We start from the raw sequence: 25,008 nt of genomic DNA on the forward strand, positions 1-25,008 counted from the left end.
GGCCGGCCAATCAGGGGGCATGAACCTCGAACAGCAGCAGGTCGAACCATTGTCCATCGAGCAGGAACGCCTTGCGTGAATGCCCGTACTGGGTAAAGCCGTTGCGCTGCAACACCCGCAGCGAGCCTGGGTTCTGCGGGCGTACGGTGGCTTCGATGCGCTTGAGGGCATGCTCGCCAAAGGCTTTTTGCAGGCCCAGCGCCACGGCCTGTCGTGCCAGGCCACGCCCGGTGAACTGGGCCCCCATGCGGTAGCCCAGGGACGCCGAGTGATAGTAGCGGCGGCGCACTTGGGTAAAGTTGATCCGCCCCACCAGCACGCCGTTTTCGCGGATCAGATACTGATAGGCGCGGTCTTCGCTGGCCTCCAGCAGTGCGCTCTCGATGGCGCGCTGAACGCCTTCGACGCTGTAGTACGCCTCGGGCCGGGCATTGATCCAACTTTCGAAAAAGTCCCGATTGGCCAGCTCGAACGCCAGTAACTCGTTCACGTCATCCCATTGTGGGGGCGTCAATGTCAGGTTCATCCCTGGAAAACCTCTAGGTGGTGGCCGCGCATCCTTTCTTCTCACACTCGGGCCGCTGGATTCAAGCGCTGCCTACCATTGCGCCTGTGTCAGTGCGTCGGCAAAGGCGATCAGCTTCGGCGAGTATTGGCGCGAGGGTGGATACACCAGGGATATTGCGCGGCTGCGCCCGGCGAAGCTTTCCAGGATCGGCACCAGGCGCCCGGCAGCGAGGTCGTCGCGCACGGCAAAGTCCATCACCTGGGCAATCCCGAAGCCGCCCACCGCGCCGTCCACCAGGGCATCGCCAATGTCGAAGATCAGCCGCCCTTCGACGCTGACATCGCGCACCTTGCCGTCGAGCATGAACTGCCAGTCCACCATCCGCCCGCTGCGCAGATTGCGCACGGTCAGGCAGCTATGGTCGTGCAATTCTTCGACGGTTCGCGGGGTGCCAAAGCGCGCCAGGTAGGTGGGGGAGGCGACGGTCACCCAGCGCAGGGGCGTCAAGGCCCGGGCGATCAGGCGCTGGTCCTGGATCTCGCCGGTACGCAGCAGGGCGTCGAAACCCTCATCGACGATATCCACGAGGCGGTCGGTCATCACCGCTTCGATGCGCAACTCGGGGTAGCGTAGGGTCAGCTCGCCAATCACCGGCATCACCACTTTGCGCCCGAACAGCGAGGGGGTGCTGATTTTCAGTAAACCCGAGGGCGTGCTGCGACGGTCGAGCAGCAGCTTTTCGGTTTCGGCCAGCTCGGCCAGCAACGGTGCGCTGCGTTCATACAGCATTTGCCCATCCGGGGTCAGGCTGACGCTGCGGGTGTTGCGTTGCAGCAGGCGTACGCCCAGCTCGGCCTCAAGGCGTGAAATGGCGCGCGACAAGCCTGATTGGGTGAGCCCCAGATCCCCGGCGGCGCGGGTGAAACTGCGGGTTTCGGCGACGCGAACCAGCAAGCGAACGGCGTTCAGATCCATGATTAAAGTCATAACTGAAAGATTGATATGGCTATTTATCATCTGCTGGGCATGAAAGACACTGGCCGCACTCTTTTTTAAACAGGATGTTGTGATGCCCGCCATTCCCTCAAGTCGTCCCTCGGGCTGGATGCTGATGTTGCTGGCCACGGCCCAACTGATCATCGCCCTGGACGCGACCATTGTGTTTGTCGCCTTGCCGCAGATCGGCAGCCACCTGGGCTTTTCTGCCCAACAGTTGCAGTGGGTCGTCAGCGCGTACACCGTGGCGTTTGGCGGTTTTCTATTGCTCGGCGGCCGGGCCACGGACCTGCTGGGCAAACGCCGTATGTACCGGGTGGGCCAGTCGTTGTACGCGCTGTCATCGTTGGCGGCGGTACTGGGCGGCAGCGCGTTGCTGCTGGTGCTGGCGCGCGCCGTACAAGGGGTGGGCGGTGCGCTGCTGTTTCCGGCGACCTTGGCGTTGATCAACACGCACTATGCGCAAGGGCCGCAGCGCAACCGGGCCTTTGCGGTGTGGAGTGCGGCGTCGGCCGCCGGGCTGGCGTTGGGTGCGTTGTTGGGCGGCGTGCTGACCCAATGGTGGGGCTGGGAGGCGGTGTTTCTGGTCAACGTGCCCTTGGCTGGCGGCTGTGCGCTGGCGGCGCGCTACTGGATCCCCGCCGATGGCGAGCGCAGCCGAGGTCGCAGTTTTGATGTGAGTGGCGCGTTGACCGTTACCGTCGGCGGCACCCTGCTGGTGTTCGCCCTGGTGCAGGGGCCTGAATGGGGTTGGACGGCACCCGCGACCCTGGGCTGCATGTTGCTGGCGCTGGCCTTGCTCGGGCTGTTCGCCTGGATCGAGCACCGTGGCCGTGACCCGTTGATGCCACTGCGCCTGCTGGGTTACCGCGAGTTGCGCATGGCCATGGTGCTGACCGCTGTCTTTATGAGCAGCTTCGGCGTGCAGTACTACTTCCTCGCGCTGTACTACCAGCAAGTCTACGGCTACAGCGTGCTGCAGGCCGGGCTGGCGTTCTTGCCGGCGACACTGGTGTGCACCCTGGGCATCTGGCTGGCCGAGCGCGCGCTGGTCAAGATCGGCTTGCGCAACACACTGGTCAGCGGCCAGTTGGCGGGGGCGCTGGGGATTGCCCTGGTGTGCCTGGCGTTGCCCACAGGGGTGGGGTTCTGGTCGTTGCTGCCGGGGATCTTTATCTTGAGCCTTGGCCAGGGCATGACCTGGACCGCGATGTGGGTGGCCGCAGGCCTTGGCGTCAAGCCGGGAGAGCAGGGCGTGGCGGCGGGCATGGCCTCGACCACGCAACAGATCGGCGGGGCACTGGGGTTGGCGGTGCTGGTGTCGCTGGCCAACGCCGGTGGCGCGACGGGCGCGGCTCAGGCCCAGGGGATCGAGTTGGCGTTGTGGTGGAGCGCGGGCATCGCGTTGGTGGGAGCGCTGGTGGCATTGCGACTGAGGTCATCGCGGCCCGGACCGGTTCTGGAGGCGGCTTAGGGTTTGTGTAGGAGCGAGCTTGCACGCGAAGCGCTTAACTGCACTGCGTTTATCCTGGATAAACGTGGCGTTCTCAGGTTTTTCGCGAGCAAGCTCGCTCCTACCGTTTAGCGGCCGAGCATCTTCACCCAACGTGACGGTGGGATACCGAAGGTGCTGCGAAATTGCCGAGTCATGTGGCTCTGGTCGGTGAAGCCGGCGATCAGCGCCGCATCCACCAGTGACTGGCCCTGGCCCAGCAGGTTGCGCACCAGATCCAGGCGGCGCATGGTCAGGTAGCGGTAGGGGCTGGTGCCGAACAACAGGCGAAAATCCCGCGACAAGGCCCAGCGATCCCGCCCGCAGTGCGCGGCCATCTCATCGAGGGTGATGCTGCGCCCCAAGGCGCTGTGGATAAATTCCCGGGCCCGCTCGGCGGCCTGGTAATCAAAGGTCTTGCGGTTGGCGCTGATACCCGATGCGTTGTTCAGGGCATGGGCCAGGTCGAACAATGCGTCTTGCTCCTGCATCGGGTCCAGCGGGCAATCGAGTTGCTGCACAAAGGCCTGGCAGGCTCGGTGCAGCCACGGGTCGTTGGACAGCCCGTTGTGGATAAAGGGCAGCGGCTTGCCGCCGAGAACCTGCTGGATCAGCGCCGGCTCTACATAAATCATCCGGTACTTGAAGCCTTCATCGCTGCCGGCCCAGCCATCGTGGACCTCATCAGGATGAATCACCATGGTCGTGCCTGGCAGGCTGTGGGTCTGGCTGCCGCGATAGTGAAAGCTCTGCACACCAAACAAAGTGTGGCCAATGGCGTAGGTATCGTGGCGATGAGGGTCGAAGCCAAACCCGGAAAAATACGCTTCGATCCGCTCCAGGCCGCTGCCATGGGGCGCGCGGTGCAGCCAGTCGATATTCGCGGTGAGTTTGCCCATGGAATGTTTTTCGAAAGATGTCGGATGGAGTTACGTTAACTGAGTCTGGGGCGGCTGTCTGCCGGGGTCTTGTACGATTGTGCGCGGTCGCAACGCTGGCGAAGCGCTGACGGCCCGTGGTAATAAGCCTTACTTTCTACAGTGAGGCCGGGTCATGAGTCAGTTGCGGGTAGGGATTATTTTTGGTGGCCGTTCGGCCGAGCACGAAGTGTCGTTGCAGTCGGCACGCAACATCGTCGACGCCCTCGACCGGACGCGCTTCGAGCCGGTGCTGATCGGCATCGACAAGGCTGGCCACTGGCACCTCAATGACACCTCGAACTTCCTGCTCAACCAGGAGAACCCTGCGCTGATCGCCCTCAACCAGTCCAACCGCGAACTGGCGGTAGTGCCAGGCAAGGCCAGCCAGCAACTGGTGGAAACCTCGGGCCAGGGCCTGCTGGAACACGTCGATGTGATCTTCCCGATTGTCCACGGCACCCTTGGCGAAGACGGTTGCCTGCAAGGTTTGCTGCGCATGGCAGACCTGCCGTTCGTGGGTTCCGATGTGCTGGGCTCGGCGGTGTGCATGGACAAGGACATCAGCAAACGCCTGCTGCGCGATGCCGGCATTGCCGTGGCGCCCTTTATCACCCTCAACCGTGGCAACGCGGCGCGCACAACCTTCGACCAGGCACGGCAAAAGCTCGGTTTGCCGCTGTTCGTCAAGCCGGCCAACCAAGGCTCCTCCGTTGGCGTGAGCAAAGTCGCTAATGAAGCCGAGTATCTGGCCGCTGTTGAGCTGGCGTTGGGCTTCGATGAAAAAGTGTTGGTGGAATCCGCCGTCAAAGGCCGGGAGATCGAGTGTGCGGTACTGGGCAATGAGCGTCCCATTGCCAGCGGTTGTGGCGAGATCGTGGTCCGTGACGGCTTCTATTCCTACGACAGCAAATACATCGACGACCAGGCCGCGCAAGTGCTGGTGCCGGCCGACATCAGCGTCGAGGCCAGCGAGCGCATCCGGGCCCTGGCCGTCGAGGCGTTTGAAGTGCTGGGCTGCGCCGGGCTGGCGCGGGTGGATGTGTTCCTGTGTGAAGACGGTGAAGTCCTGATCAACGAAGTCAACTCACTGCCCGGTTTCACCCGCATCAGCATGTACCCCAAGTTGTGGCAGGCGGCGGGGATGAGTTACAGCGAACTGGTCAGCCGCCTGATCGAACTGGCGCTGGAACGGCACACGGCGCGCAAGGGCTTGAAGATCAGCCGCTAAGGGACTGACCAAGGACTGTGGCGAGGGGGCTCGTCCCCTCGCCACCAGGGCTGGCTCTCAATCCCCCAGCGCCTCACCCTCACGCCGCGGATCCGCGCCGCCACTCCACGTCGCCTTGCCCTGAGCATCGCGCACTCGCACGATGGCCTGGGTGCCGCTGGTCATATCGATCTCGCTCAAGGCGTGCCCACGGTCCTTGAGTGCCGCTTTCAATTGCGCGCTGAACAGCCCTCGTTCCAGCTCGGTCGCGCCGTTGCGGCTACCGAAGTTGGGCAGGCTGATGGCGGCTTGTGGGTCGAGGTTCCAGTCGAGCATGCCCACCAGGGATTTGCTCACGTATTCGATGATCTGCGACCCGCCGGGGGAGCCGACCGTGGCCAGCAACTCGCCGCTTTGGCGGTCGAAGACCAGGGTCGGCGCCATGGACGAACGCGGGCGTTTGCCCGGCTCGATTCGGTTGGCCACCGGTTGGCCGTTTTCTTCGGGGATAAAGGAAAAGTCCGTCATCTGATTATTCAGTAGGAAGCCCTGGACCATCACGTGGGAGCCGAACGCGGCTTCGATGGTGGTGGTCATCGACACCGCGCCGCCCTGGTCATCCACAGCGACCACTTGCGAGGTGGAAATACGCAGTGGCGAGCGATCTGGCGCGTAAGCCACCTCAACCCCCGCCGGTTGGCCGGGCTTGGCTACGCCCATGCTGCGCTCGCCAATCAATGCTGCGCGGCTGGCCAGATAGCCGGGGGCGACCAGGCCCGCGACCGGCACGGCGACGAAGTCTTGATCGGCCACATATTGTGCACGGTCGGCGTAGGCCAGGCGATCGGCCTCGGCAATTATGTGCACGGCGCTGGGCGCAGGTTCCAGGCCAGCGGCAGTCGCGGTCTTCACGGGTTTGAGCGGCGCCAGGGACCAGCGCGGGTCGCGGGCTTCGAGGGCCTGCAAGGTGCCGAGGATCTGCGCAATGGCCACCCCACCCGAAGACGGCGGCGGCATGCCGCATACCTGCCAGCGCTTGTAGTCGGTGCACAGCGGCGCACGCTCTTTGGCGCGGTAGGCCTGGAGATCGTTCAGCGCAAGGCGGCCAGTGTTGTGATGGCCCTGGACCTTGCGTGCAATCTCCTCGGCGATCGGGCCGTGGTAAAGCGCGTCGGGCCCTTCCTTGGCGATACGTTTGAATACATTGGCCAGCGCCGGGTTTTTCAACAGGGTGCCAGTGGCCTTTGGGCTGCCGTCGGCGTTGAGGAAGTACGCCGCCATGTCCGGTGACTGGCTGATGTAGCGGTCGGCGGCGATCAGGCTGTGCAGGCGCGCAGAAATCGCAAAACCTTGCTCGGAGAGCTGGATTGCCGGCGCAAACAATTGCGCCCAGGGCAGTCGGCCGCTTTGTTCGTGGGCCATCTTCAGCGCGCGCAGTACACCGGGGGTGGCGACCGAACGGCCCCCGATCTGCGCCTGGGCAAACGCCATCGGTGTGCCGTCGGCATCGAGCAGCATATCGGGCGTGGCGCTGGCCGGTGCGGTTTCACGGCCGTCATAGGCCCGTACCTGCTTGCCATCCCACAGCATGATGAATGCGCCACCGCCGATCCCCGAGGACTGCGGCTCCACCAACGTCAGCACCGCCTGCATGGCGATGGCCGCATCGATGGCCGAGCCACCCTGGCGCAGGATGCTTCGCCCGGCTTCGGCCGCCAGCGGGTTGGCTGCCGCTGCCATATGGCGCTCGGCGTGGCGTACGTGCATGTCGGTGCGATAGCCCGAACCCAGCTCCGGGGCGGGCGGCAAATCGGGGCTGCTGGCGTTGTGGCAGGCGCCGAGGCTGAGGGCGGCGGCGATCACCGAAAGGCTGGTAAGGCGTTGCAAGCGTAGGGTGAAAAGCACGCGCTGAACTCCGTTCATTTTGAGAATGATCTGTTGTCCCTGGGGTGATGCTTTGCGGGTAAGTCGCACCGGGCAGGTATCTGCGGGGAAGGAGGGCGGACACTAACAGTGGGATGCAGGAGCGTCAAAAGCTGAGCGCGATCAACCTGACGGTGGACTTCTGGTGCTTCAGTCAACCGGTGAAGGTCAAGCAGGGCAACTGTCGTTTAACTGGCCATTCGGGGGCGGTGAGCAGAGCATTATTTCGACTTTTTAGTAAATATTTTAAAGTTGCCAAATATCTAGTTATTGGTGGGTTTTCCAGATTTTCGACGGATTTTGCAGAAAATAAATCTGCTTGAAATGTATGGAGTTGTATCGGACTTGTCATAAATGCTTTTCTAAATGATAAGGATTTGCATTACACTCCGCAGCCTTTAGTGCTCCGTCTTGGTGCATGCCGGCTCAACAAGGACTGTTTGCAATGAATAATCCCCCCTATCTTTTCAGTTCTCTTTTCCTGGCCGTCGGCATGCTGATCGCCGCCCCGGCGTTGCAAGCAGAAGAGATTGGTGAGGTCGATAAACACGCCGTCACAGAACTCGACACCTCGTTTGTCACCGCCACCGGCGGCGCCACCGACCTGCGCGATGCGCCGGCCAGCGTCAGCGTCATTACCCGCGAAGAAATCGAGCGCCAGCCGGTGTACGACCTCAACACCCTGCTGCGGCGTGTGCCAGGTGTCACCGGTGGCTTCGGGCCGGTGGGCGAGCAGTCGAAAATCAAACTGCGCGGCCTGGACGACAAGTACACCTTGATCCTGGTGGATGGCAAACGCCTCGGCGGCTCGGGGGATTTGAGCTATCGCCGTGACCTGGCGCGCCAGGACCTGAACTGGATCACCCCGAACATGATCGAGCGCATCGAGATCGTGCGCGGGCCTATGTCTTCGCTGTACGGTTCGGATGCCATGGGCGGCGTGATCAACATCATCACCCGCAAGGTGTCGCGCACCTGGAGCGGGTCGGCCAACGTCAACACCACGATTCCCGAAGACTCCGACCGCGGCCAGACTACCCAGACCAGTCTCAACCTGTCCGGGCCTCTGACCGAGTCGGTGGGCCTGCGCCTGGGTGCCAACCTCACCCGCCGTGCGGCTGATGAGGTCACCGCGCGCCTGGATAAGGATGGCGAGTTCATGTACGGCGACGGCGCGGGCGGCGCCAAGGACCACAGCGTCAACGCCTTGCTCGATTGGAAGATCAATGACGAGCAAAGCCTGTCGTTCGAGGCTGTGCATGGCGTCGAGCGGTCCTGGTCGAGCAAAAAGACTTTTGGTGACTGGGGTGAAACCCTGGGTGAGGGCTTCGGTCCCGGCCGTTTGATTCGCGACAGCTATTCCGTGTCCCACACGGGCGACTGGAGTTTCGGTACGTCGAAAGTGGACCTGTACCTGAACAAGTTCAAGAACGACATCGACTGGGGCAAATCCAGCGCCGAAGAAAAAATCGCCGAAGGCAGCCTGAACATCCCGTTTGAATTCCTTCTCGATCAGCGTTTGACGGTGGGCGGGCAGTGGAAGCGTGAAGAGCTGACCAACAGCGACACCCTGGGCACGGTGCCCGTGGACTATCAAGGTGCTGCAGTCTCCGGTTCTTCGCTCAAGGGCGACTACTCGGCCGCGTTTATCGAAGATGAGTTGTACCTGCTCGACAACCTGGCGCTGACCCTGGGTAACCGCTTCGACCACAGTCAAGACTATGGCAACCACAACAGCCCGCGGGCGTACCTGGTCTACCATCCGCATCCGGACTGGACCGTGCGCGGCGGTGTGTCCAAGGGCTTCCGTGCGCCCAGCCTGAAAGAGGGCAGCGCCGGTGCCGCCACCGAGTCCGGCGGTCGCGGTTGCGGTTCGTTGAAACCCCTGGGTTACGTGAGCGGCAGTTGCTGGATGGCCGGTAACCCGAACCTGTCGCCAGAAACCAGCGTCAACAAGGAGATTGGCGTGTCCTTCGACCGTGACGGTTGGGAGGCCAGCCTCACCTACTTCCACACCGATTTCGAAGACAAGATCGAATACGCGCCACTGGGCCAGTTCCAGGGCCGCTGGTGGACCATGCTGGAAAACGTCGAAGAAGCCCGGACCCGTGGCTGGGAAGGCTCGTTTCGCGTCCCGCTGACCGACTCCCTGGACTGGCGCACCAACGCCACCTACATGCTGGAGAGCAAAAACCTGTCCACCGGCCAGGACCTGATCAGCGCGCCCAAGTTGTCTGCCTTCAGTGCGCTCAACTGGCAAGTCACCGACAAGCTCAACACCGAACTGTCGGCGCAGCATGTCGGCAAACAGCGGGGTATTGGCAATGACTTCGTAAAGTCGTACACCACCTACGACCTGACGGCGAACCTGGCTGTGACCAAGTGGTTGACGTTGAATGGCGGCGTGCAGAACTTGCTGGATGAAGATGCGCGGGATGGTTCGACGACGTTCTATGTGCCGGGCCGTGCGTTCTTTGCCGGGGCGACCACTTACTTTTGAGGGGTAGCCAAGCCAGGGCTCGCGAGCGTCAGTTGTTCGCGGGCTTGTTCTTGAAGATTCGCGCAGGCATAAAAAAACGGCCTACCTTTCGGTAAGCCGTTTTTTTACGCCTGATGGTGCGCAGTCCTCGGTGTTCGGCTGAAGCGGGTGCGGGTAGCTGTGCGCCGCGCGCATCTCCATGGCCCTCTGTTCAGTCAGTCCATGGTCGAGCCAATCTGCCGGTCAGCAGCTTCTGTTCTGCGCTCGGCCAGGCAGATAAGCAGAGACAGCAGCAAGGCAAGAGTGGCGAACCCACCGGCCATCCAGAGATTAGCTGTCAGGCCAACCTCATCTAAAACCAGGCCGCCAGCCCATGCGCCTAATGCAATGGCGACATTGAAAACGCCTACATACAGCGCCGTCGCAATTTCCATGGCGCGCGGTGCGGCTTTCATCATCCACGTCATTAGGCCGACCGACACACCACCGTAGGCTAGCCCCCAAACCAGCAGCACGATGCCGCCGAGGTTGGAGTCGCCGACGATGAGGAACAGCGCTGGAGTAATTAGCAGGCCTGATGAGATAGTCATCAAGGTTTGCGCTGTGCGCTGCGCTGCGATGACCCCCGCAAGGAAGTTGCCGACAATGCCCGCGAAGCCATAGGCGAACAGCAGTGCGCCAACCCATTGGGTATCGAACCCCGAAACCGACACCAGTAACGGACGCACGAAGGTAAAAACCATGAAGTGCCCGGCAACCAGTGCCAGTGTCAGAAGCAGCCCGACTTGAAGCTTCCGGTTGGCTAGCTGTTCGCCAAACTGGCGCAAGGTCACTGAGCCAGCAACAGGTAGTCCGGGGATAACAGCAAGATGCAACGCCAATACCAATCCGCAGAATAGCGCCATGCCGCCAAAGGCCCAGCGCCACCCAGCAAAGTCACCGATCAACGCGCCCAGTGGAACCCCCAGCACTGAAGCCGCTGCCACTCCTCCGAAGATGATGGAGGTAGCCAGGCCTACAGAGTGGTCAGGAACAAGCCGACAAGCCAGCCCCCCGGCGATAGCCCATATACCCCCCATGCAAAATCCGACCAGGACACGGGCGGCCAGCATCCAAGCCATGCTGGGTGCCAATGCCGACGCAATGTTGGCAACCACCAACAGCCCTAGCAACCCGCATAGAATTTTGCGCCGGTCTATGCCGCCAGATGCGATCACTACCAGCGGTGCGAACAACGCCGCCAGCAACGCAGGCAGAGAGATCATCAGTCCCGCTGTTCCTGTGGAGGTGTCCAGCGTTTCGGCAATCGGTGTCAGCAATCCGACAGGGAGCATTTCAGTGGTCACAACGGAAAAGGTGGCAAGCCCCACTGCAGTCACTGCCATCCATGGATGCTGAGCAGAGGTTGCTGCGGGGTTGGGTGAAAACGTGCTCATGGTTCAGATCCTTGGAATAGAGGAGCAAGCAATGCCGTCGGTAAGTGTCATTGCGGTGAGGAGCGGTTGTTGGTTTTCCTCGGTGCGACTGCGACGCATGGCGGTAAAATATGTGAAGATACATACGCAATGTATGAATAGGACTGTATATTCATACGCAGAGAATGTAAATAATCATACGGATAGTATGTAAGAGGGGTGGTAATGGCTCGTCGCACGCGTGCTGAAATGGAAGAAACTCGAGCCACATTGCTGGTAACTGCCCGTAAGGTCTTTAGTGATCGCGGCTACGCCGATACGTCTATGGACGACCTCACCGCTCAAGCGAACCTGACACGGGGTGCGCTCTATCACCACTTCGGCGACAAGAAAGGGTTGCTGGCAGCGGCGGTGGAGCAAATCGATGCTGAGATGGACCAACGCCTGCAAGCCATCTCCAACGCCGCCGATGATGAGTGGGAAGGTTTCCGCAGCCGCTGTCGGGCTTATCTGGAGATGGCGCTTGAGCCGGAAATCCAGCGCATCGTGCTGCGCGACGCCAGGGCGGTGCTAGGGGGGGCGTCGCCTGACTCACAGCGTCATTGTGTTGAATCTAAGCGGCGCCTGATCGACAGCCTCATGCAGAGCGGCATCGTTGCTCCGGCCGATCCGCAGGCCTTGGCATCGATGATCTACGGCAGTCTGGCGGAAGCCGCGTTCTGGATCGCCGAGGGTGAAGATGGCAACACTCGACTGGCCCAGGGCGTCGTAGCGCTGGAGTTGCTTCTGCGTGGGATGCTGATTAAACAGTAAGGGCAACGGCGAGAGGGAGGCGACGTTTTTTCGAGCCCGGCCAGGTTGCCAGTGGAAATCACGGCGCATTCTTTAGGCTCTTGCTGGTTCAGGGAATGCGCGGAGAAGGTACAGGGGGATGCAGGGAGGGATAGCCAGAAACAAGAAAGCCCGCACGAGGCGGGCTTCTTGAGGTGATTCATAGACTGCTGTAGACATCTATGAATCGGTACTTGGTGGCTACACAGGGACTTGAACCCCGGACCCCAGCATTATGAATGCTATGCTCTAACCAACTGAGCTATGTAGCCAAGTGGCGCGCATTATTCGCTCAGAACGAAGAAGCGTCAAGCGCTTTTTTTGAAAATTTATCTACGCTATCAACTGTTTAAGCAAAAACGCCGGGTAAGGCGGCCATTGGCTGGGTTTTGCGCAGGTCCCAAAGCCAAAGATTAAAGTGTGGGAGCGGGCAAACCCGCTCCCACATTTGATCTGGGGTGTTCTACCGTCGGCGTACTAGCTTGCTGGCCCTTTACAAGACATGACCGCTGCATCGATTCACCTACTCGTTAGCCTGCTAACGGGATAGCCTTCCTGCCCCAATAAGTGGCACATTGTCACACCTGCACCTGTGCATCCATCTGCTGTACGGAAACGTTCCTCATGGCTCTTACCAATTCCCAGCCTTCAGTGGCTACGGCGCCGGCCGCCGGGCAATCCAGCCCGTTGGTCATGTCTATCATCGGCGCCGTAGCGCTGGCGCACTTGATCAATGACCTGATTCAGGCGGTGTTGCCGTCGATCTATCCGATGCTCAAGGAAAGTTATGGCCTGACCTTTACCCAGGTCGGCCTGATTACCCTGACGTTCCAACTCACGGCGTCCTTGCTCCAGCCGTGGGTGGGTTACTACACCGATCGCCATCCCAAGCCGTTCCTGCTGCCGTGCGGGATGATCTGCACGCTGATCGGGATTCTGATGATGTCCCAGGTCGGCAGTTTTCCACTGATCCTGCTGGCGGCGGCCTTGATCGGTATCGGTTCCTCGACCTTCCACCCGGAAGCATCCCGCGTGGCGCGCCTGGCATCGGGTGGCCGCTACGGCCTGGCGCAGTCGACCTTCCAGGTGGGCGGTAACGCCGGCTCGGCCTTTGGCCCGTTGCTGGCGGCGGCGATCATCATTCCGTTTGGCCAGGGCAATGTGGCCTGGTTCGGTTTGTTCGCGGTGTTCGCCCTGGGGGTGCTGTACGCGATCAGCCGCTGGTACCGCAACCACTTGAACCTGTTCAAGCTCAAGCAAGGCCAGGCCGCTACCCATGGCCTGTCGAAAAACCGCGTACTGGGTGCGCTGGTGGTGCTGGGGTTGTTGGTGTTTTCCAAGTACTTCTACATGGCCAGCTTCACCAGCTACTTCACCTTTTACCTGATCGAGAAGTTCGACCTGTCGGTGGCCAGCTCCCAACTGCATCTGTTCCTGTTCCTTGGGGCCGTGGCGGCGGGCACGTTCTTTGGTGGGCCGATTGGCGACAAAATCGGCCGTAAGGCGGTGATCTGGTTCTCGATCCTGGGCGTGGCCCCGTTCACCCTGTTGCTGCCCCATGTCGATCTGTTCTGGACCAGCGTGCTCAGTGTGGTGATCGGTTTTATCCTGGCCTCGGCGTTCTCGGCGATTGTGGTGTACGCGCAGGAATTGGTACCGGGCAATGTGGGGATGATCGCCGGGGTATTCTTTGGCCTGATGTTCGGGTTTGGCGGGATTGGTGCGGCGTTGCTGGGCTATCTGGCGGACATCCACGGCATCGAATACGTGTACACGCTGTGCTCGTTCCTGCCGCTGCTCGGGGTGCTGGCGATTTTGTTGCCACGTTCGAAAAAAGCCTGAAACCGGAAGGTTGGCCCTATCCCTGGGCGCTCCCTCTCCTACTGGAACGGGTGAGAGTTTGTCGCGCGTTTCAGTTGTTCCCGTGCCCGGGACAGGCGGGAACGGACGGTACCGATCGGAATCGCCAGGGCATCGGCGGTGTCCTGGTAGCTGCCGTCGGTTTCCAGTGAGGCATACAAGGTGTTGCGCATTTCCAGGGGCAGGTGCTGGATCGCATTGAGGGTGTTTTCCAGCCGGCGGCTGATCTCGAATTGGCGCGCCAGGTCCTGCTCTTCGTTGTGTCCGTGGGACAACGATTCATCGAACTCGCAATGCACTGGCTTGGCATAGAGCCGGCGAAAGTGATTGCGGATCAAATTCAGCGCGATCCCGCACATCCAGGTGCTCAGGGACGCCTGCGCGCTGAAGTGATGGCGGTTACGCCATGCCTCCAGATACGTCAGTTGCAGGATATCGTCCGCATCCTCCGGGTTCAGTACGCGTTTATGAATGAACCGGCGCAGGCGTTTGTGGTGCTCGTCGGACAGATCTTGGATGGATTGGCTAGGGTCGCGGGGAAGATTGACTAAAACACTGATTGGGATATCCATGATTTTTCCTCAGGGTAAAAACGGTCGAAATGGTTTCGACGAGAACCCTGTTAGCACCGCTTGTGCCAAACGGAAAAGATCGATATCTATTTGATAAATATAAGGAAATATCTTGTTTTAGGTGTTTTTTGTGCAATCGCTTGCGCAGAGCATCGTGGATTTGTGCGGGTATTTTCATGCGCCATGGGAGGCGCATGAAGATGGAACCGGATCGGGCCTTCCAGCCACACAAGGATACGAATCTCTTGCTATGGCATTTCCATGAAAGTCGATCCCAACCTAGATGTGCAAAATTCCGCGCACCTGAATCAACCGGCACCGGCACGGATTGAAAGTGGGCTGTCTTCGCCGATAAGCGCCCCCGTTGCGGACGATCTCAGTGTGCTGTTCAGCCAAGAGGTCGAACTCAACGCCCGGGCGTTGGGGCAGCGCCAACTAGGCTTGCGCATCCCGGCGGTCGAACAACTGACCCAGCTCTATGAGCAATTGGGTCACCCGGCCCAGGCGAAAATGGCGACCATCGCCCGCAATGTCAGGGTCCAACTGCTGCTCGGTGCCGGGGTCGGCAAGATGATGGACATCACCGGCAACGACCCCGCGCGGGCCTATGTGGTGCTCAAGCACGTGGCGCTGCAGGCGGATGCCGAGGGCCGCAGCGCAGAGGCAAGCCTGGCGCGCACTTCCCTGGCTGGCCTGGAGGCCGATTACAAGCCGCAGATCCAGGCGGGGCTGAATACCGCGTTGGCGCTGCAGGCGGGCACTGATGACCCGCAGCTGCGCCAGGCTGTACGCAGCATGTATTACACCAGCGTGGTCACGAGCCAATCGCTGGCGACCCTGATGCAATCATTGCTGGGGCTGTTCGGTGAAGGGGACTTTGCGTCCGGGTTGAAGCTGATACGCCGGGCCCTGGCCGATGATGTTGCGGCACAGACCTCGTCGGTCGACCGGGGCCAGTTGCGGACCTTGTTGCTGGGTCTCAATGACTGCAGTCGATTGAGTGGTGTGCTCGCGCGCTGCAAGGCGTTGATCGGGCAATCCCTGCTTCTGTACCCCGAACTGCAGCTGGATCCGGTGGGCTTGTTGCAACGCTTGCTGGGGTATGCGGCCGGTGGTCTTTCCTCCCAGGAAATCAAACATCTGGCCCGGGATTTGGGCGGCAGTCAGCTGGCTCATCAGTTGAGCGGCCTCAGTGCCTTTTTCCCGGAACTCAAGGCCCTGCCCCTGGCCTGGTGGTGTGATGCGAGACGCCGCGAAGAAGCGTTGAACAGCTACAAGCACGTGCTGCTTGAATACGCCGCGCAGGAGCGTGGCTCGCGCCATACCCACACGTGGCCGGGATTGAAGGCATGAGTGCGTTGCGGGCAATCAATGCGTTGCTGCTAAAGGTTGCACAACGCGCCGAGGTGCTGGGCGCGGTGGTGGTCATGGCTATCGTGTTTATCTTTATCGTGCCGTTGCCCACCTGGCTGGTGGATATCCTGATTGCCCTCAATATTTGTATTTCGTGCCTGTTGATCGTGCTGGCGTTGTATTTGCCGGGGCCGCTGGCCTTTTCTTCGTTTCCATCGATTCTGCTGTTGACCACGATGTTTCGCCTGGCGTTGTCGATTGCGACCACACGCCTGATCCTGCTGGAGCAGGACGCCGGTGACATTGTCGAGGCGTTCGGCAACTTTGTGGTGGGCGGCAATCTGGCGGTGGGGTTGGTGATCTTCATGATCCTGACCCTGGTCAACTTCCTGGTCATTACCAAGGGCTCGGAACGGGTCGCGGAAGTGGCGGCACGCTTTAGCCTGGACGCGATGCCCGGCAAGCAAATGTCCATCGACAGCGACCTGCGTGCCGGGCTGATCGACGGCAACCAGGCCCGGGACAAGCGTGAGCAGCTGTCGCGCGAAAGCCAGCTGTTCGGGGCCATGGACGGCGCGATGAAGTTCGTCAAGGGAGACGCCATCGCGGGGTTGATCATTGTGATGATCAACTTGCTGGGTGGTTTTGCCACCGGCATGTTCCAGCATGGCATGAGTGCCGGCGACTCCATGGCGTTGTACTCGGTATTGACCATTGGTGATGGCCTGATCGCGCAGATTCCGGCCCTGCTGATCTCGCTGACTGCCGGCATGATTATCACCCGTGTGGCCCCGTCCGGGCGCAGCAAGGGCAGCAACAACATGGGCGCCGAAATTGCCCGGCAAATGACCAGCGAACCCAAGAGCTGGATGATCGCTTCGGTCGGCATGCTTGCTTTTGCGGCGTTGCCGGGGATGCCCACGGTGGTGTTTATCCTGATTTCGCTGATGACTGGCAGCCTGGGTTATTACCTGATGCGCCAGCGCCAGCGTGACGAAAAATCACAGGAGCCGGTTGCCGATACCGTCCCGCCTGAGCAAAACGGGGTGGAGGATCTGCGCGGTTTTGATCCGTCGCGCCCCTACCTGTTGCAGTTTCCGCTGGCCCTGCAGAACAGCCCGCTGGTGACGGAGGTCATCCACGGCGTGCGCCAGAGCCGCAACAGCCTGGTGACCCAGATTGGCTTGACGTTACCGCCATTCGAAGTCGAGTTTGCGCCGGCGTTGGCCGACGATGAATTTCGCTTCTGCGTGCACGAAGTGCCCCTGTTGAAGGCCACGCTCGGTGACTGGGTTGGCGTGGAGCTTGCGGCACTGGCAGCGGATCCAGAAAGCGGGAGCAGGGGCCTGGCCGAGCGCGATGAACAGGACTGGGTGTGGTTTGCGCCCGACGACCCTGTGCTTGCCGATGAGCACTTGGCGCGCTCGACGGCGTACAGCCTGCTTCAGGAGCGGATGACCCGGGCCATGTTGCTCAGCGGCCCGCAGTTCCTCGGTATCCAGGAGAGCAAGGCGATTCTCAGTTGGCTGGAGTTCAATCAGCCGGAGTTGGTGCAGGAACTGCAGCGGATCATGCCGCTTTCGCGGTTCTCATCGGTGTTGCAGCGCCTGGCCGGCGAAGGGGTACCGCTGCGGGCGGTGCGGCTGATTGTCGAGGCCCTGATCGAACACGGTCAGCATGAACGTGAACCGGAAGCCCTGACCGACTATGCGCGCATTGCCCTCAAGTCGCAGATTCTTCACCAGTACAGCGAAGCCGACGGCCTGCATGCCTGGCTGTTGTCGCCCCATACCGAAAACGTGTTGCGCGATGCCCTGCGCCAGACCCAGACGGGCGTGTTCTTTTCCCTGGATAACGAAAGCAGTGCGGCGCTGGTCAGCCTGCTCAAGCAAGCCTTTGTCGTGCGCCCCAAGAGCAAAAGTGTGCTGTTGGTTGCACAGGATTTGCGCAGTCCCATGCGCACCTTGCTGTTGGAAGAGTTCAACCATGTACCGGTCCTGTCGTTCGCCGAGCTCAGCGCTTCGTCCAAGGTCAAGGTGTTGGGGCGCTTTGATCTTGCCCAGGACAATCTGTTGCGCGAGGAGGTGGCATGAGCACGTCTGGGGTGGTTGTGCAGGCTGTTGAACACGTCACTGTCATTGCAACGTTCATGAGGCCTGGCGATGTTTGAGCTACGTGTGCTTGATGGTTCGCGCCAGGGCGCGGCGTTGCCGTTGTTCGGCGGGCAATGGAGTATTGGTGCGCATCCGGATGCCGACCTTTCGCTGTATGACGAAGGGATTGCCGAGCGCCATGTGCTGCTACGGTGTATTGAGCAGCACTGGTCGGTCCAGGCTCAAGAAGGGTTGGTGCGGGCCAGTGACGGTCAGCTCCTGGCACAGATTGCCGACCTGGCACTGGGCGTTCCTTTTGCCCTGGGCAATGTTCGACTGTGCGTCACCCTGGCCGATCAGCCCTGGCCGCAAGCCCCGGCTGCCATGCCCATCGCGCCAGCGGCCAGGGCGGTGAATGAGGCTGCACCGGGGCTGATGTTGTCGTCGATATCCGGGGCCCAGCAGAAGCGTCTGATCAGCCTGGTGGTGGTGATCGCGGTCATCATCATGGTAGTGGGCCTGGCGACCACCGGAGAGCATGAGGCCCAGGCGTCGTTGATGGCCGCGCCAACTCAGAAAAACGAGCTGGGTTCGGCCTACGAAGTACGCCAGCAACTGCTGAAAATGCTCAACGAACGTGAACTGGGCAATCGCATCCGCCTGCAGGTGATCAATGACCAGGTGACATTGGAAGGGGACGTTGCCCAGGAAGAGATGGGATTGGTGTCGCGCATGCTCAATCGTTTTGGGGAGCAGTTCGATACGTCTGTGCCAGTGATCAGCCGGGTCAAGGAACGTAGCACGGCACTCCCTTTCAAGATTCTGCAGATCGTCGGCGGGCCCAATGGCCATGTGGTCCTGGATGAAGGCAATCGGCTGTTTGTGGGAGATGAAGTGGATGGCTTGCGATTGGTCCTGATCGATAACACCAAGGTGGTGTTCGACGGCGTACAGCGTTATGAGGTGCGTTGGTGAGTGCCGACCTGCAGGCGCGCCTGGAGGCCTGGCAGCAGGACCGGGCGCAGGCGCTGGCCAGCGCGTCAACGGCATGTTGCTGCAATGCCGTTTGCCCCAGGCGCGTATCGGTGATTTGTGCCAGGTTGAAAAGTCCACCGGCGATTACATGCTGGCCGAGATCATCGGTTTCGATCAGCAGGATGCGGTGCTCAGTGCCCTGGGCAATCTTGAAGGCGTGCGGGTGGGCGCCAGTGTCGAACAGTTGGGCGTCTCGCACCGGGTTCGTGTCAGTGATGAACTGTTGGGCCAGGTGCTGGATGGCTTTGGGCGCCCGATTGCGGGGGAGGGCGCCAGCGCCTTCGTCGAGGCGCACGCCGAGGACACCAGCCTGGTGTTGTGCGAGGCGCCCTTGCCCACCGAGCGGCCGCGTATCCACCGGGCACTGGCCACCGGGGTGCGCTCGATCGATGGCCTGTTGACCCTGGGCGAAGGCCAGCGCGTTGGTTTGTTTGCGGGCGCCGGCTGTGGCAAGACCACCTTGCTCGCGGAGATCGCGCGTAACGTTGACTGTGATGTGATTGTGTTCGGCCTGATTGGTGAGCGTGGCCGCGAGCTGCGCGAGTTTCTCGACCACGAACTGGACGATCAACTGCGCGCCAAGGCGGTGCTGGTGTGCGCGACGTCCGACCGCTCAAGCATGGAGCGCGCCCGCGCCGCCTTCACCGCCACGGCATTGGCTGAAGGCTATCGACGCCAGGGCAAACGGGTCCTGCTGCTGATCGACTCCCTGACCCGTTTTGCCCGGGCCCAGCGTGAAATCGGCCTGGCCGCTGGCGAGCCGCTGGGGCGTGGCGGTCTGCCGCCTTCGGTATACAGCTTGCTGCCACGTCTGGTGGAACGTGCCGGGTTGACCCGCGAAGGGGTGATCACGGCGATCTACACCGTACTTATCGAGCAGGACTCCATGAGCGATCCGGTGGCCGATGAAGTGCGCTCGCTGCTTGATGGCCATATCGTCTTGTCGCGCAAACTGGCCGAGCGCGGCCACTACCCGGCGGTGGATGTGCTGGCCAGCCTGTCGCGGATTCTGAGCAACGTCGCCGAGCCCGCGCATATCCAGGCCGGCACCGCGCTGCGCCGCTTGTTATCGGCGTATCAGCAGATTGAGTTGATGCTCAAGTTGGGCGAGTACCAACCGGGCAGCGATGCCCTGACTGATATGGCGGTGGACAGTCGCCAGGCGGTGGACGGCTTTCTGCGCCAGGACTTGCGCGAACCCGCGCCGATGCCGTTGACACTCGAGCAACTGATGAGCCTGACCACCCATGTCCCTTTCTGAAATCGACACCTTGCGGCGGCTGCGTCGGCATCGGGCAGACCGCGCCGAGCGCGCGTTGCGTGAAGCCAAGCGGTATCAGCAAGCCTTGTTGGTGCAAATCCAGCAGGCACAGGCGGCGCTGGAGCAAACGCGGCTGCAGGAGATCGAGAAAACCGCCGAGTTGCTGGATAAGCATCAAGGCCAGGTGCTCTCGTTGCAGCAACTCAAGGCCTGGAGCCTCCAGGAGCGCACCTTGTCCGCAGGGACCCGGCGCGAAGAAGGCCAGTTGGGTCAATTGCATGACCAGCGGGAGGAGCACGTGGTGCAGATCGCCAGCGCGCAGAAACAGGTGAGCCAATGCCTGCGAGAGGTCGAGAAACTCCAGGAGTTGTCGGTTTTATTGAGGCAGGAAGAGGTACAGGAAGAACTATGACCCAAGTCCAAGCAAGCAAACCTGAACGCCCGCGCCCGCGCGATCCACGAGCGGAACAGGAGCCTCAACCGTCGGGGGTCGTACCTTGGGAGCAGGGGCGGTTGTTTGCGCAACTGCTGGACAGTGATGGCGAGGGGGCAGGCTACGGCACCTCGGCAACGGCCGCCGGGGTGGCGGGCGATACCTTGATGATTGAGGCGATGACGGCGCAATTGGCCCCCCGGATTCATGGCAGCGCGCAATGGCCGCTGCAGGCGGTGCTTTACTTGCCGCGCCTGGGGCGGATCAGCGCCAGTGTGCGCCGTGAACAGGGGCTGTGGAACATCGAGCTGGCGGCCGAGCAGGAGCTTGCCGCGCGTTGGCTGGGCGGTGTGCGCGAGCGCTGTGAGGAGCGTCTGGCCGATGCCCTGGGCGCGCCTGTCGCGTTACACCTGGTCCATGTGGGCGCGGCATGATCATGCCGGCACTCGCGATTCCCTTGGTCAAAAGCGCCACGGTTGCGGCACGCCTGCGCCTGGGGCGGGGCCTGCGTATGCCGTTTCAGGTCACAGGCCAGCACGGTGAGCTGCTGCTTGAGCCTGGTCGTGCGCCCAGGAGTGCCGCGCCTCTGTATTTCGAAACCGCCTGTGGGCTGTTGGCCTTCAGCGAGCCAGGGCCGATGTTCAGTCTTCTGGGGGAGTGCCCGGTGACGCTGGCCGAGGCCGGCAATGATCCGGACTCCTGGTTCTGGGAACTGTTCCAGCACCACTTGAGCCCTCAGGTGCGCGCGTTGTTTGGTTATCTGCGGCTGCGGGCCTCCCCTGGAAAACTGAATTTCGGCTGCCGGCTCACGGTGACATTGGGTGCCTCCAGGGTGGTGGGCTACCTGTTGCTGGCTCCCGAAAGTCTGTTGGCATTGTGTGATGCGGGGCGCTGGCAACCCACGGCCCTGCCATTGCCGCCCTCGTTTCAACTGACGATTGCCGCGACGTTGGGGCGTTTGAAGCTGCCCCTGAGCCAAGTTCGCGGCCTGCGTGCCGGTGATGTGGTGATGCTGGAGCAGGCTTTTTTTGATGTGCATGGCAATGGTCATTTACGGATTGGCAAGCATCGCCTGCATGGGCGCATTGACGATGAATCAGGGCCGATGGGCCTGACACTTATATCTACTGAGGAAACGTCTGTGGACGAGGATCTTTCAGCACAACACTACTCGGGGTATGAAGAGCATGACCTTGATGAACCCGTGGTGGATGTTTTTGGCCATGAGCCTTTCGATGAGTTGAGCATGGCCTTGAATGTGCGCTGTGGCACCCTGAACCTGACGCTCGGGGAACTGCGCAACCTTGCGCCCGGTGCGGTGTTGAGCATCGCGGGCTACGCCCCCGGCATGGCGGGGCTCTACTATGGCGATCGGCCGATTGGCCAGGGCCAGTTGGTGGAGATGGACGGACGCCTGGGCTTGCAGCTGTCCCGTGTGATTTTTGCGCGATGACGTTCCAGGGGGTCGAGCCCGTAATCCTCGCGTTATTCATCGGCGCACTGGCCTTGATGCCGATGCTGTTGATCGTCTGCACCGCCTTTCTGAAAATTATCATTGTGCTGATGATCACCCGTAACGCCATCGGCGTGCAGCAGGTGCCGCCGAGCATGGCGCTCAACGGCATCGCCCTGGCGGCGACTCTGTTTATCATGGCGCCGGTAGGGTATGCCATCGCCCAGAACGTCAAGCAAGCCCCGGTGGACTTGAGCAGCGTGCAACGCTTCCAGGAAACGGGGCTGGTGGCCATCGAGCCGCTGCGCCTGTTCATGACCCGCAATACCGACCCGGACGTCCTCACGCACCTGCTGGAAAACACCGCACGCATGTGGCCGCCGGAAATGGCGCAGAACGCCCAGCGCGACGACCTCATCTTGCTGATTCCGGCCTATGTGATTTCACAATTGCAGGCGGGGTTCGAAATCGGTTTCCTGATCTATATCCCCTTTATCGTCATCGACCTGATTGTCTCCAACCTGCTGCTGGCCCTGGGCATGCAGATGGTCTCGCCGATGACCATCTCCCTGCCCCTCAAGTTGCTGCTGTTCGTCTTGGTTTCCGGTTGGTCGCGGCTGCTCGACAGTCTGTTCCTTTCTTATCTGTGAGTGACCTATGGAACCGATCGTACTGTTCAAGCAAGGCATGCTGTTGGTGGTGGTGCTCTCGGCGCCGCCGCTGATTGTCGCGGTGATCGTCGGGGTGCTGACCTCCCTGGTGCAGGCCCTGATGCAGGTACAGGACCAGACATTGCCCTTTGGCATCAAGCTGGTGGCCGTCGGCATCACCCTGATCCTGACCGGGCGCTGGATTGGCGTGGAGTTGATTCAACTGATCAACATGACATTCGACATGATTGCCCGCTCGGCACTGAACTGAGGCAGACGCATTGCTCCTTTACCTTGAGTTCTTGCCCAGCCTGTTGATCAGCATGGCGCGCATCTACCCGTGCATGTTCCTGGTGCCGGCCTTCTGTTTCCAGCATGTGCGCGGGATGACCCGGCACACGATCGTGATGGTCGTGGCCCTGTTTCCCACACCCGGCATTCATGCCGCATTGATGGGCAAGGACTACTCCGCATTGATGCTGGGCGGGCTGGTGCTCAAGGAGGCGGCCCTGGGGTTCTTGCTCGGGGTTTTGCTGTTCATGCCGTTCTGGATGTTCGAGTCGGTAGGCGCGTTGCTCGATAACCAGCGTGGCGCCCTGGCGGGCGGGCAACTCAACCCTTCGCTGGGGCCGGATGCGACACCGGTCGGGCACCTGTTCAAGCAGTTGGCGATTTTTCTGCTGATCTCGACCCTTGGGTTGGGCGTGCTGACGCAAGTGATCTGGGACAGCTACCTGATCTGGCCACCCACGGCGTGGGTGCCGCTGCCGGCGGTCAATGGCTTCAGCGAGTTCCTTGGCCTGCTCGGCGATACCTTCGTGCACATGATGCTCTACGCGGCGCCGTTTATTGCGGTGCTGTTGCTGCTGGAGTTCGGTTTCGCCTTGCTCGGGCTCTACAGTCCGCAGCTACAGGTGTCCACCCTGGCCATGCCGGCCAAGAGCCTGGCGGGCCTGGCTTTCCTGTTGCTGTACTTTGCCCTGTTGGAGGATTTGATCGTCGGGCGCATGGGCTTGCTGACGGACCTCAAGCATGCTCTTGGCCTGATGGTTCGGGGCCCGGGGCAATGAGTGACTCCGGCGAAAAAAAACACGCGGCGAGCCCCAAGAAACTCAAGGACCAACGCAAGAAAGGCCAGGTTGCCCAAAGCCAGGACGTGGCCAAACTGTTGGTGCTCACCGCGATCAGCGAGATCGCTCTGTTCACCGCCGAAACCAGCCTGCAGCGCTTCCAGCAGATGATGGCATTGCCTTTTGCGCGCGTCGGCCAGCCGTTTGTGCGCGCCCTGGAAGAAGTGCTGATGGATGGCCTGGTGGTGTTTTTTTCGTTCGGCCTGTTGATGTGCGGGGTGGCGATCGCGGTGAAGCTGATAAGCAGCTGGATGCAGTTCGGCTTGTTGTTCGCCCCGGAAAGCCTGAAGCCGGACTTCAATCGCCTCAACCCGCTCAGCCAGCTCAAGCAAATGTTCTCTGCGCAGTCGGTGATCAATCTCTTGATGGGACTGGGCAAGGCGTTGTTGCTCTCGCTGATCCTCTATGTAGTGATAACCCCCTCGCTACAGGTGTTGATCGACTTGGCCACCAGCGATCTGCAAAGCTACATCGTGGCGCTGATCGCCCTGTTCCGCCACTTGCTGCATGCCTGCCTGGGGTTGCTGCTGGTGCTCGCGCTGATCGACTGGAGCATGCAGAAGTATTTCTTTGCCAAGCGCATGCGCATGACCCAGGTGGAGGTGGTCAAGGAGTACAAGGACATGGAGGGCGACCCTCACGTCAAGGGCCAGCGTCGCTCCCTGGCCTACCAACTCGCCCAGGAAGAGCCAAAGGTCAAGCTGCCCAAGCTGGAAGAGTCCGACATGCTGGTGGTCAACCCGACGCACTTTGCCGTGGCACTGTACTACCGCCCCGGCAAAACGCCGCTGCCGATGTTGGTCGACAAAGGCACAGACGCCCAGGCGCGCCAGTTGATTGGCCGGGCCAAGGCCGCCGACGTGCCGGTGATCCAGTGTGTGTGGCTGGCGCGCATGCTGTATGAGCGAAAGCTGGGGGCGCCGATTCCACGGGAGAGTTTGCAGGCGGTGGCGCTGATCTATCGCACCCTGCGTGAGCTGGATGATGAATCCAAGCGCCAGACCCTTGAGTTACCGGAGCTTGCGCGCCGCTAGGGCGCGCGTTGTACATCCAGGGCTTCGAGCTTGGCCAGTGAGAGCAGGCGGCTGACGATGTCATCGAGCGGCTGGCCGTTGGGCACCAGCGCATGCCAGATCACCAGGTTGCCCTTGGCATCGAGGTACACGAAGCATCTATCGAACACCATGGCGTGGACAAAGCGCCGCTCCAGCACCCGCTGCACCTGGCCGGCCTGCAGCGCCTCAGGTGCAATCTTCAGGGCCAGGCCGGGCTTCTGGCCGGCGTTCAACCGGCACAGGCTGATGCCCGGGCACAACGTGTGGTGAGCGACGTCGCCGCTCACCAGTTTGTCCAGAGGCACCTGGCGAGGCGCATCAGTGTCGGGTAAGCCCATGGCG

At 61.2% G+C, this 25,008-nt stretch carries 22 protein-coding genes, 1 tRNA gene and 1 pseudogene; 16 read left to right on the forward strand and 8 right to left on the reverse strand.

Annotated features, from left to right (window positions below):
* Nucleotides 1–10: 10 nt before the first annotated feature.
* Together BHC62_RS26300 and BHC62_RS26305 are read right to left on the reverse strand one after the other, a co-directional pair.
* Nucleotides 11–526 carry a GNAT family N-acetyltransferase gene (locus BHC62_RS26300; protein WP_029295784.1) on the reverse strand — a complete coding sequence of 172 codons (516 nt, stop codon included), beginning with the start codon at nt 524–526 and terminating at the stop codon, nt 11–13.
* 72 nt (nt 527–598) lie between these two features.
* Nucleotides 599–1,483, reverse strand: a complete 885-nt coding sequence (locus BHC62_RS26305; RefSeq protein ID WP_070996731.1) for a LysR family transcriptional regulator — start codon at nt 1,481–1,483, stop codon at nt 599–601.
* A gap of 130 nt (nt 1,484–1,613) precedes the next feature.
* On the opposite strand from BHC62_RS26305, the gene BHC62_RS26310 reads away from it, so the two are divergent.
* Nucleotides 1,614–2,978, forward strand: a complete 1,365-nt coding sequence (locus BHC62_RS26310) for an MFS transporter (RefSeq protein WP_371128938.1) — start codon at nt 1,614–1,616, stop codon at nt 2,976–2,978.
* A gap of 107 nt (nt 2,979–3,085) precedes the next feature.
* Here BHC62_RS26310 and BHC62_RS26315 read toward each other — a convergent pair whose 3' ends face one another.
* Nucleotides 3,086–3,895 carry an AraC family transcriptional regulator gene (locus BHC62_RS26315; protein ID WP_070996734.1) on the reverse strand — a complete coding sequence of 270 codons (810 nt, stop codon included), beginning with the start codon at nt 3,893–3,895 and terminating at the stop codon, nt 3,086–3,088.
* 154 nt (nt 3,896–4,049) lie between these two features.
* On the opposite strand from BHC62_RS26315, the gene ddlA reads away from it, so the two are divergent.
* Complete coding sequence (gene ddlA, locus BHC62_RS26320) at nt 4,050–5,144, forward strand: D-alanine--D-alanine ligase (protein ID WP_070996736.1); 1,095 nt, start codon at nt 4,050–4,052, stop codon at nt 5,142–5,144.
* Between the two features lie 57 nt (nt 5,145–5,201).
* Here ddlA and ggt read toward each other — a convergent pair whose 3' ends face one another.
* Nucleotides 5,202–7,046 carry a gamma-glutamyltransferase gene (ggt, locus tag BHC62_RS26325; RefSeq protein ID WP_070996737.1) on the reverse strand — a complete coding sequence of 615 codons (1,845 nt, stop codon included), beginning with the start codon at nt 7,044–7,046 and terminating at the stop codon, nt 5,202–5,204.
* Between the two features lie 445 nt (nt 7,047–7,491).
* Here ggt and BHC62_RS26330 point away from each other — a divergent pair, with 445 nt between their 5' ends.
* The gene (locus tag BHC62_RS26330; protein WP_070996739.1) at nt 7,492–9,546 is read left to right on the forward strand and encodes a TonB-dependent receptor domain-containing protein; all 2,055 of its coding nucleotides are present in this window, start codon (nt 7,492–7,494) and stop codon (nt 9,544–9,546) included.
* Between the two features lie 194 nt (nt 9,547–9,740).
* On the opposite strand, the gene BHC62_RS26335 is transcribed toward BHC62_RS26330, so the two are convergent.
* Complete coding sequence (locus tag BHC62_RS26335; protein WP_070996741.1) at nt 9,741–10,961, reverse strand: MFS transporter; 1,221 nt, start codon at nt 10,959–10,961, stop codon at nt 9,741–9,743.
* A gap of 204 nt (nt 10,962–11,165) precedes the next feature.
* Between BHC62_RS26335 and BHC62_RS26340 the strand changes: the two genes are divergently transcribed.
* Nucleotides 11,166–11,753 (forward strand): TetR/AcrR family transcriptional regulator, encoded by a 588-nt coding sequence (locus tag BHC62_RS26340; protein ID WP_070996743.1) that lies wholly within the window; start codon nt 11,166–11,168, stop codon nt 11,751–11,753.
* 213 nt (nt 11,754–11,966) lie between these two features.
* Here the strand turns inward: BHC62_RS26340 and BHC62_RS26345 are convergent.
* Nucleotides 11,967–12,043 (reverse strand) — tRNA-Met (locus BHC62_RS26345).
* A gap of 352 nt (nt 12,044–12,395) precedes the next feature.
* Here BHC62_RS26345 and BHC62_RS26350 point away from each other — a divergent pair.
* Nucleotides 12,396–13,613: an MFS transporter gene (locus tag BHC62_RS26350; RefSeq protein ID WP_029295741.1), complete on the forward strand. Its 1,218-nt coding sequence runs from the start codon at nt 12,396–12,398 to the stop codon at nt 13,611–13,613.
* A gap of 38 nt (nt 13,614–13,651) precedes the next feature.
* On the opposite strand, the gene BHC62_RS26355 is transcribed toward BHC62_RS26350, so the two are convergent.
* Nucleotides 13,652–14,203, reverse strand: a complete 552-nt coding sequence (locus BHC62_RS26355) for an RNA polymerase sigma factor (protein WP_029295739.1) — start codon at nt 14,201–14,203, stop codon at nt 13,652–13,654.
* A gap of 261 nt (nt 14,204–14,464) precedes the next feature.
* On the opposite strand from BHC62_RS26355, the gene BHC62_RS26360 reads away from it, so the two are divergent.
* From BHC62_RS26360 to sctU, 11 genes and pseudogenes are all read left to right on the forward strand, one after another.
* Nucleotides 14,465–15,556, forward strand: coding sequence for an HrpJ domain-containing protein (locus BHC62_RS26360; RefSeq protein ID WP_070996744.1), 1,092 nt, complete (start codon nt 14,465–14,467; stop codon nt 15,554–15,556).
* On the forward strand, nt 15,553–17,649 hold the full coding sequence (gene sctV / locus BHC62_RS26365; RefSeq protein WP_070996897.1) for a type III secretion system export apparatus subunit SctV: 2,097 nt from the start codon (nt 15,553–15,555) through the stop codon (nt 17,647–17,649). Before BHC62_RS26360 ends, sctV begins: the two co-directional genes overlap by 4 nt.
* Before the next feature lie 69 nt (nt 17,650–17,718).
* A complete protein-coding gene (locus tag BHC62_RS26370; RefSeq protein ID WP_029295733.1) occupies nt 17,719–18,624 on the forward strand; it encodes an FHA domain-containing protein in 906 nt (301 codons plus the stop codon).
* Nucleotides 18,621–19,945, forward strand: a pseudogene (locus BHC62_RS26375) (FliI/YscN family ATPase). Before BHC62_RS26370 ends, BHC62_RS26375 begins: the two are co-directional and overlap by 4 nt.
* Nucleotides 19,932–20,357: a YscO family type III secretion system apparatus protein gene (locus BHC62_RS26380; RefSeq protein ID WP_070996746.1), complete on the forward strand. Its 426-nt coding sequence runs from the start codon at nt 19,932–19,934 to the stop codon at nt 20,355–20,357. Before BHC62_RS26375 ends, BHC62_RS26380 begins: the two are co-directional and overlap by 14 nt.
* Entirely contained in the window at nt 20,354–20,812 is a 459-nt protein-coding gene (locus tag BHC62_RS26385; RefSeq protein WP_070996748.1) for a type III secretion system HrpP C-terminal domain-containing protein, read from the forward strand. Before BHC62_RS26380 ends, BHC62_RS26385 begins: the two co-directional genes overlap by 4 nt.
* The gene (locus BHC62_RS26390) at nt 20,809–21,831 is read left to right on the forward strand and encodes a FliM/FliN family flagellar motor switch protein (RefSeq protein WP_070996750.1); all 1,023 of its coding nucleotides are present in this window, start codon (nt 20,809–20,811) and stop codon (nt 21,829–21,831) included. The genes BHC62_RS26385 and BHC62_RS26390 overlap by 4 nt, the downstream gene beginning before the upstream one ends.
* Entirely contained in the window at nt 21,828–22,481 is a 654-nt protein-coding gene (gene sctR / locus BHC62_RS26395) for a type III secretion system export apparatus subunit SctR (RefSeq protein ID WP_029295721.1), read from the forward strand. Before BHC62_RS26390 ends, sctR begins: the two co-directional genes overlap by 4 nt.
* Before the next feature lie 7 nt (nt 22,482–22,488).
* Nucleotides 22,489–22,752: a type III secretion system export apparatus subunit SctS gene (sctS, locus tag BHC62_RS26400; protein WP_029295719.1), complete on the forward strand. Its 264-nt coding sequence runs from the start codon at nt 22,489–22,491 to the stop codon at nt 22,750–22,752.
* Between the two features lie 10 nt (nt 22,753–22,762).
* Nucleotides 22,763–23,551, forward strand: coding sequence for a type III secretion system export apparatus subunit SctT (gene sctT / locus BHC62_RS26405; RefSeq protein WP_070996751.1), 789 nt, complete (start codon nt 22,763–22,765; stop codon nt 23,549–23,551).
* Nucleotides 23,548–24,645, forward strand: a complete 1,098-nt coding sequence (gene sctU, locus BHC62_RS26410; RefSeq protein WP_070996753.1) for a type III secretion system export apparatus subunit SctU — start codon at nt 23,548–23,550, stop codon at nt 24,643–24,645. Before sctT ends, sctU begins: the two co-directional genes overlap by 4 nt.
* On the opposite strand, the gene BHC62_RS26415 is transcribed toward sctU, so the two are convergent.
* Nucleotides 24,642–25,004: a transcriptional regulator gene (locus tag BHC62_RS26415; RefSeq protein ID WP_070996755.1), complete on the reverse strand. Its 363-nt coding sequence runs from the start codon at nt 25,002–25,004 to the stop codon at nt 24,642–24,644. The genes sctU and BHC62_RS26415 overlap by 4 nt on opposite strands.
* Nucleotides 25,005–25,008: the final 4 nt, after the last annotated feature.

Origin of the sequence: Pseudomonas sp. 06C 126, from assembly GCF_001855215.1 — a bacterium.
Classification (GTDB): Bacteria; Pseudomonadota; Gammaproteobacteria; order Pseudomonadales; family Pseudomonadaceae; genus Aquipseudomonas; species Aquipseudomonas proteolytica.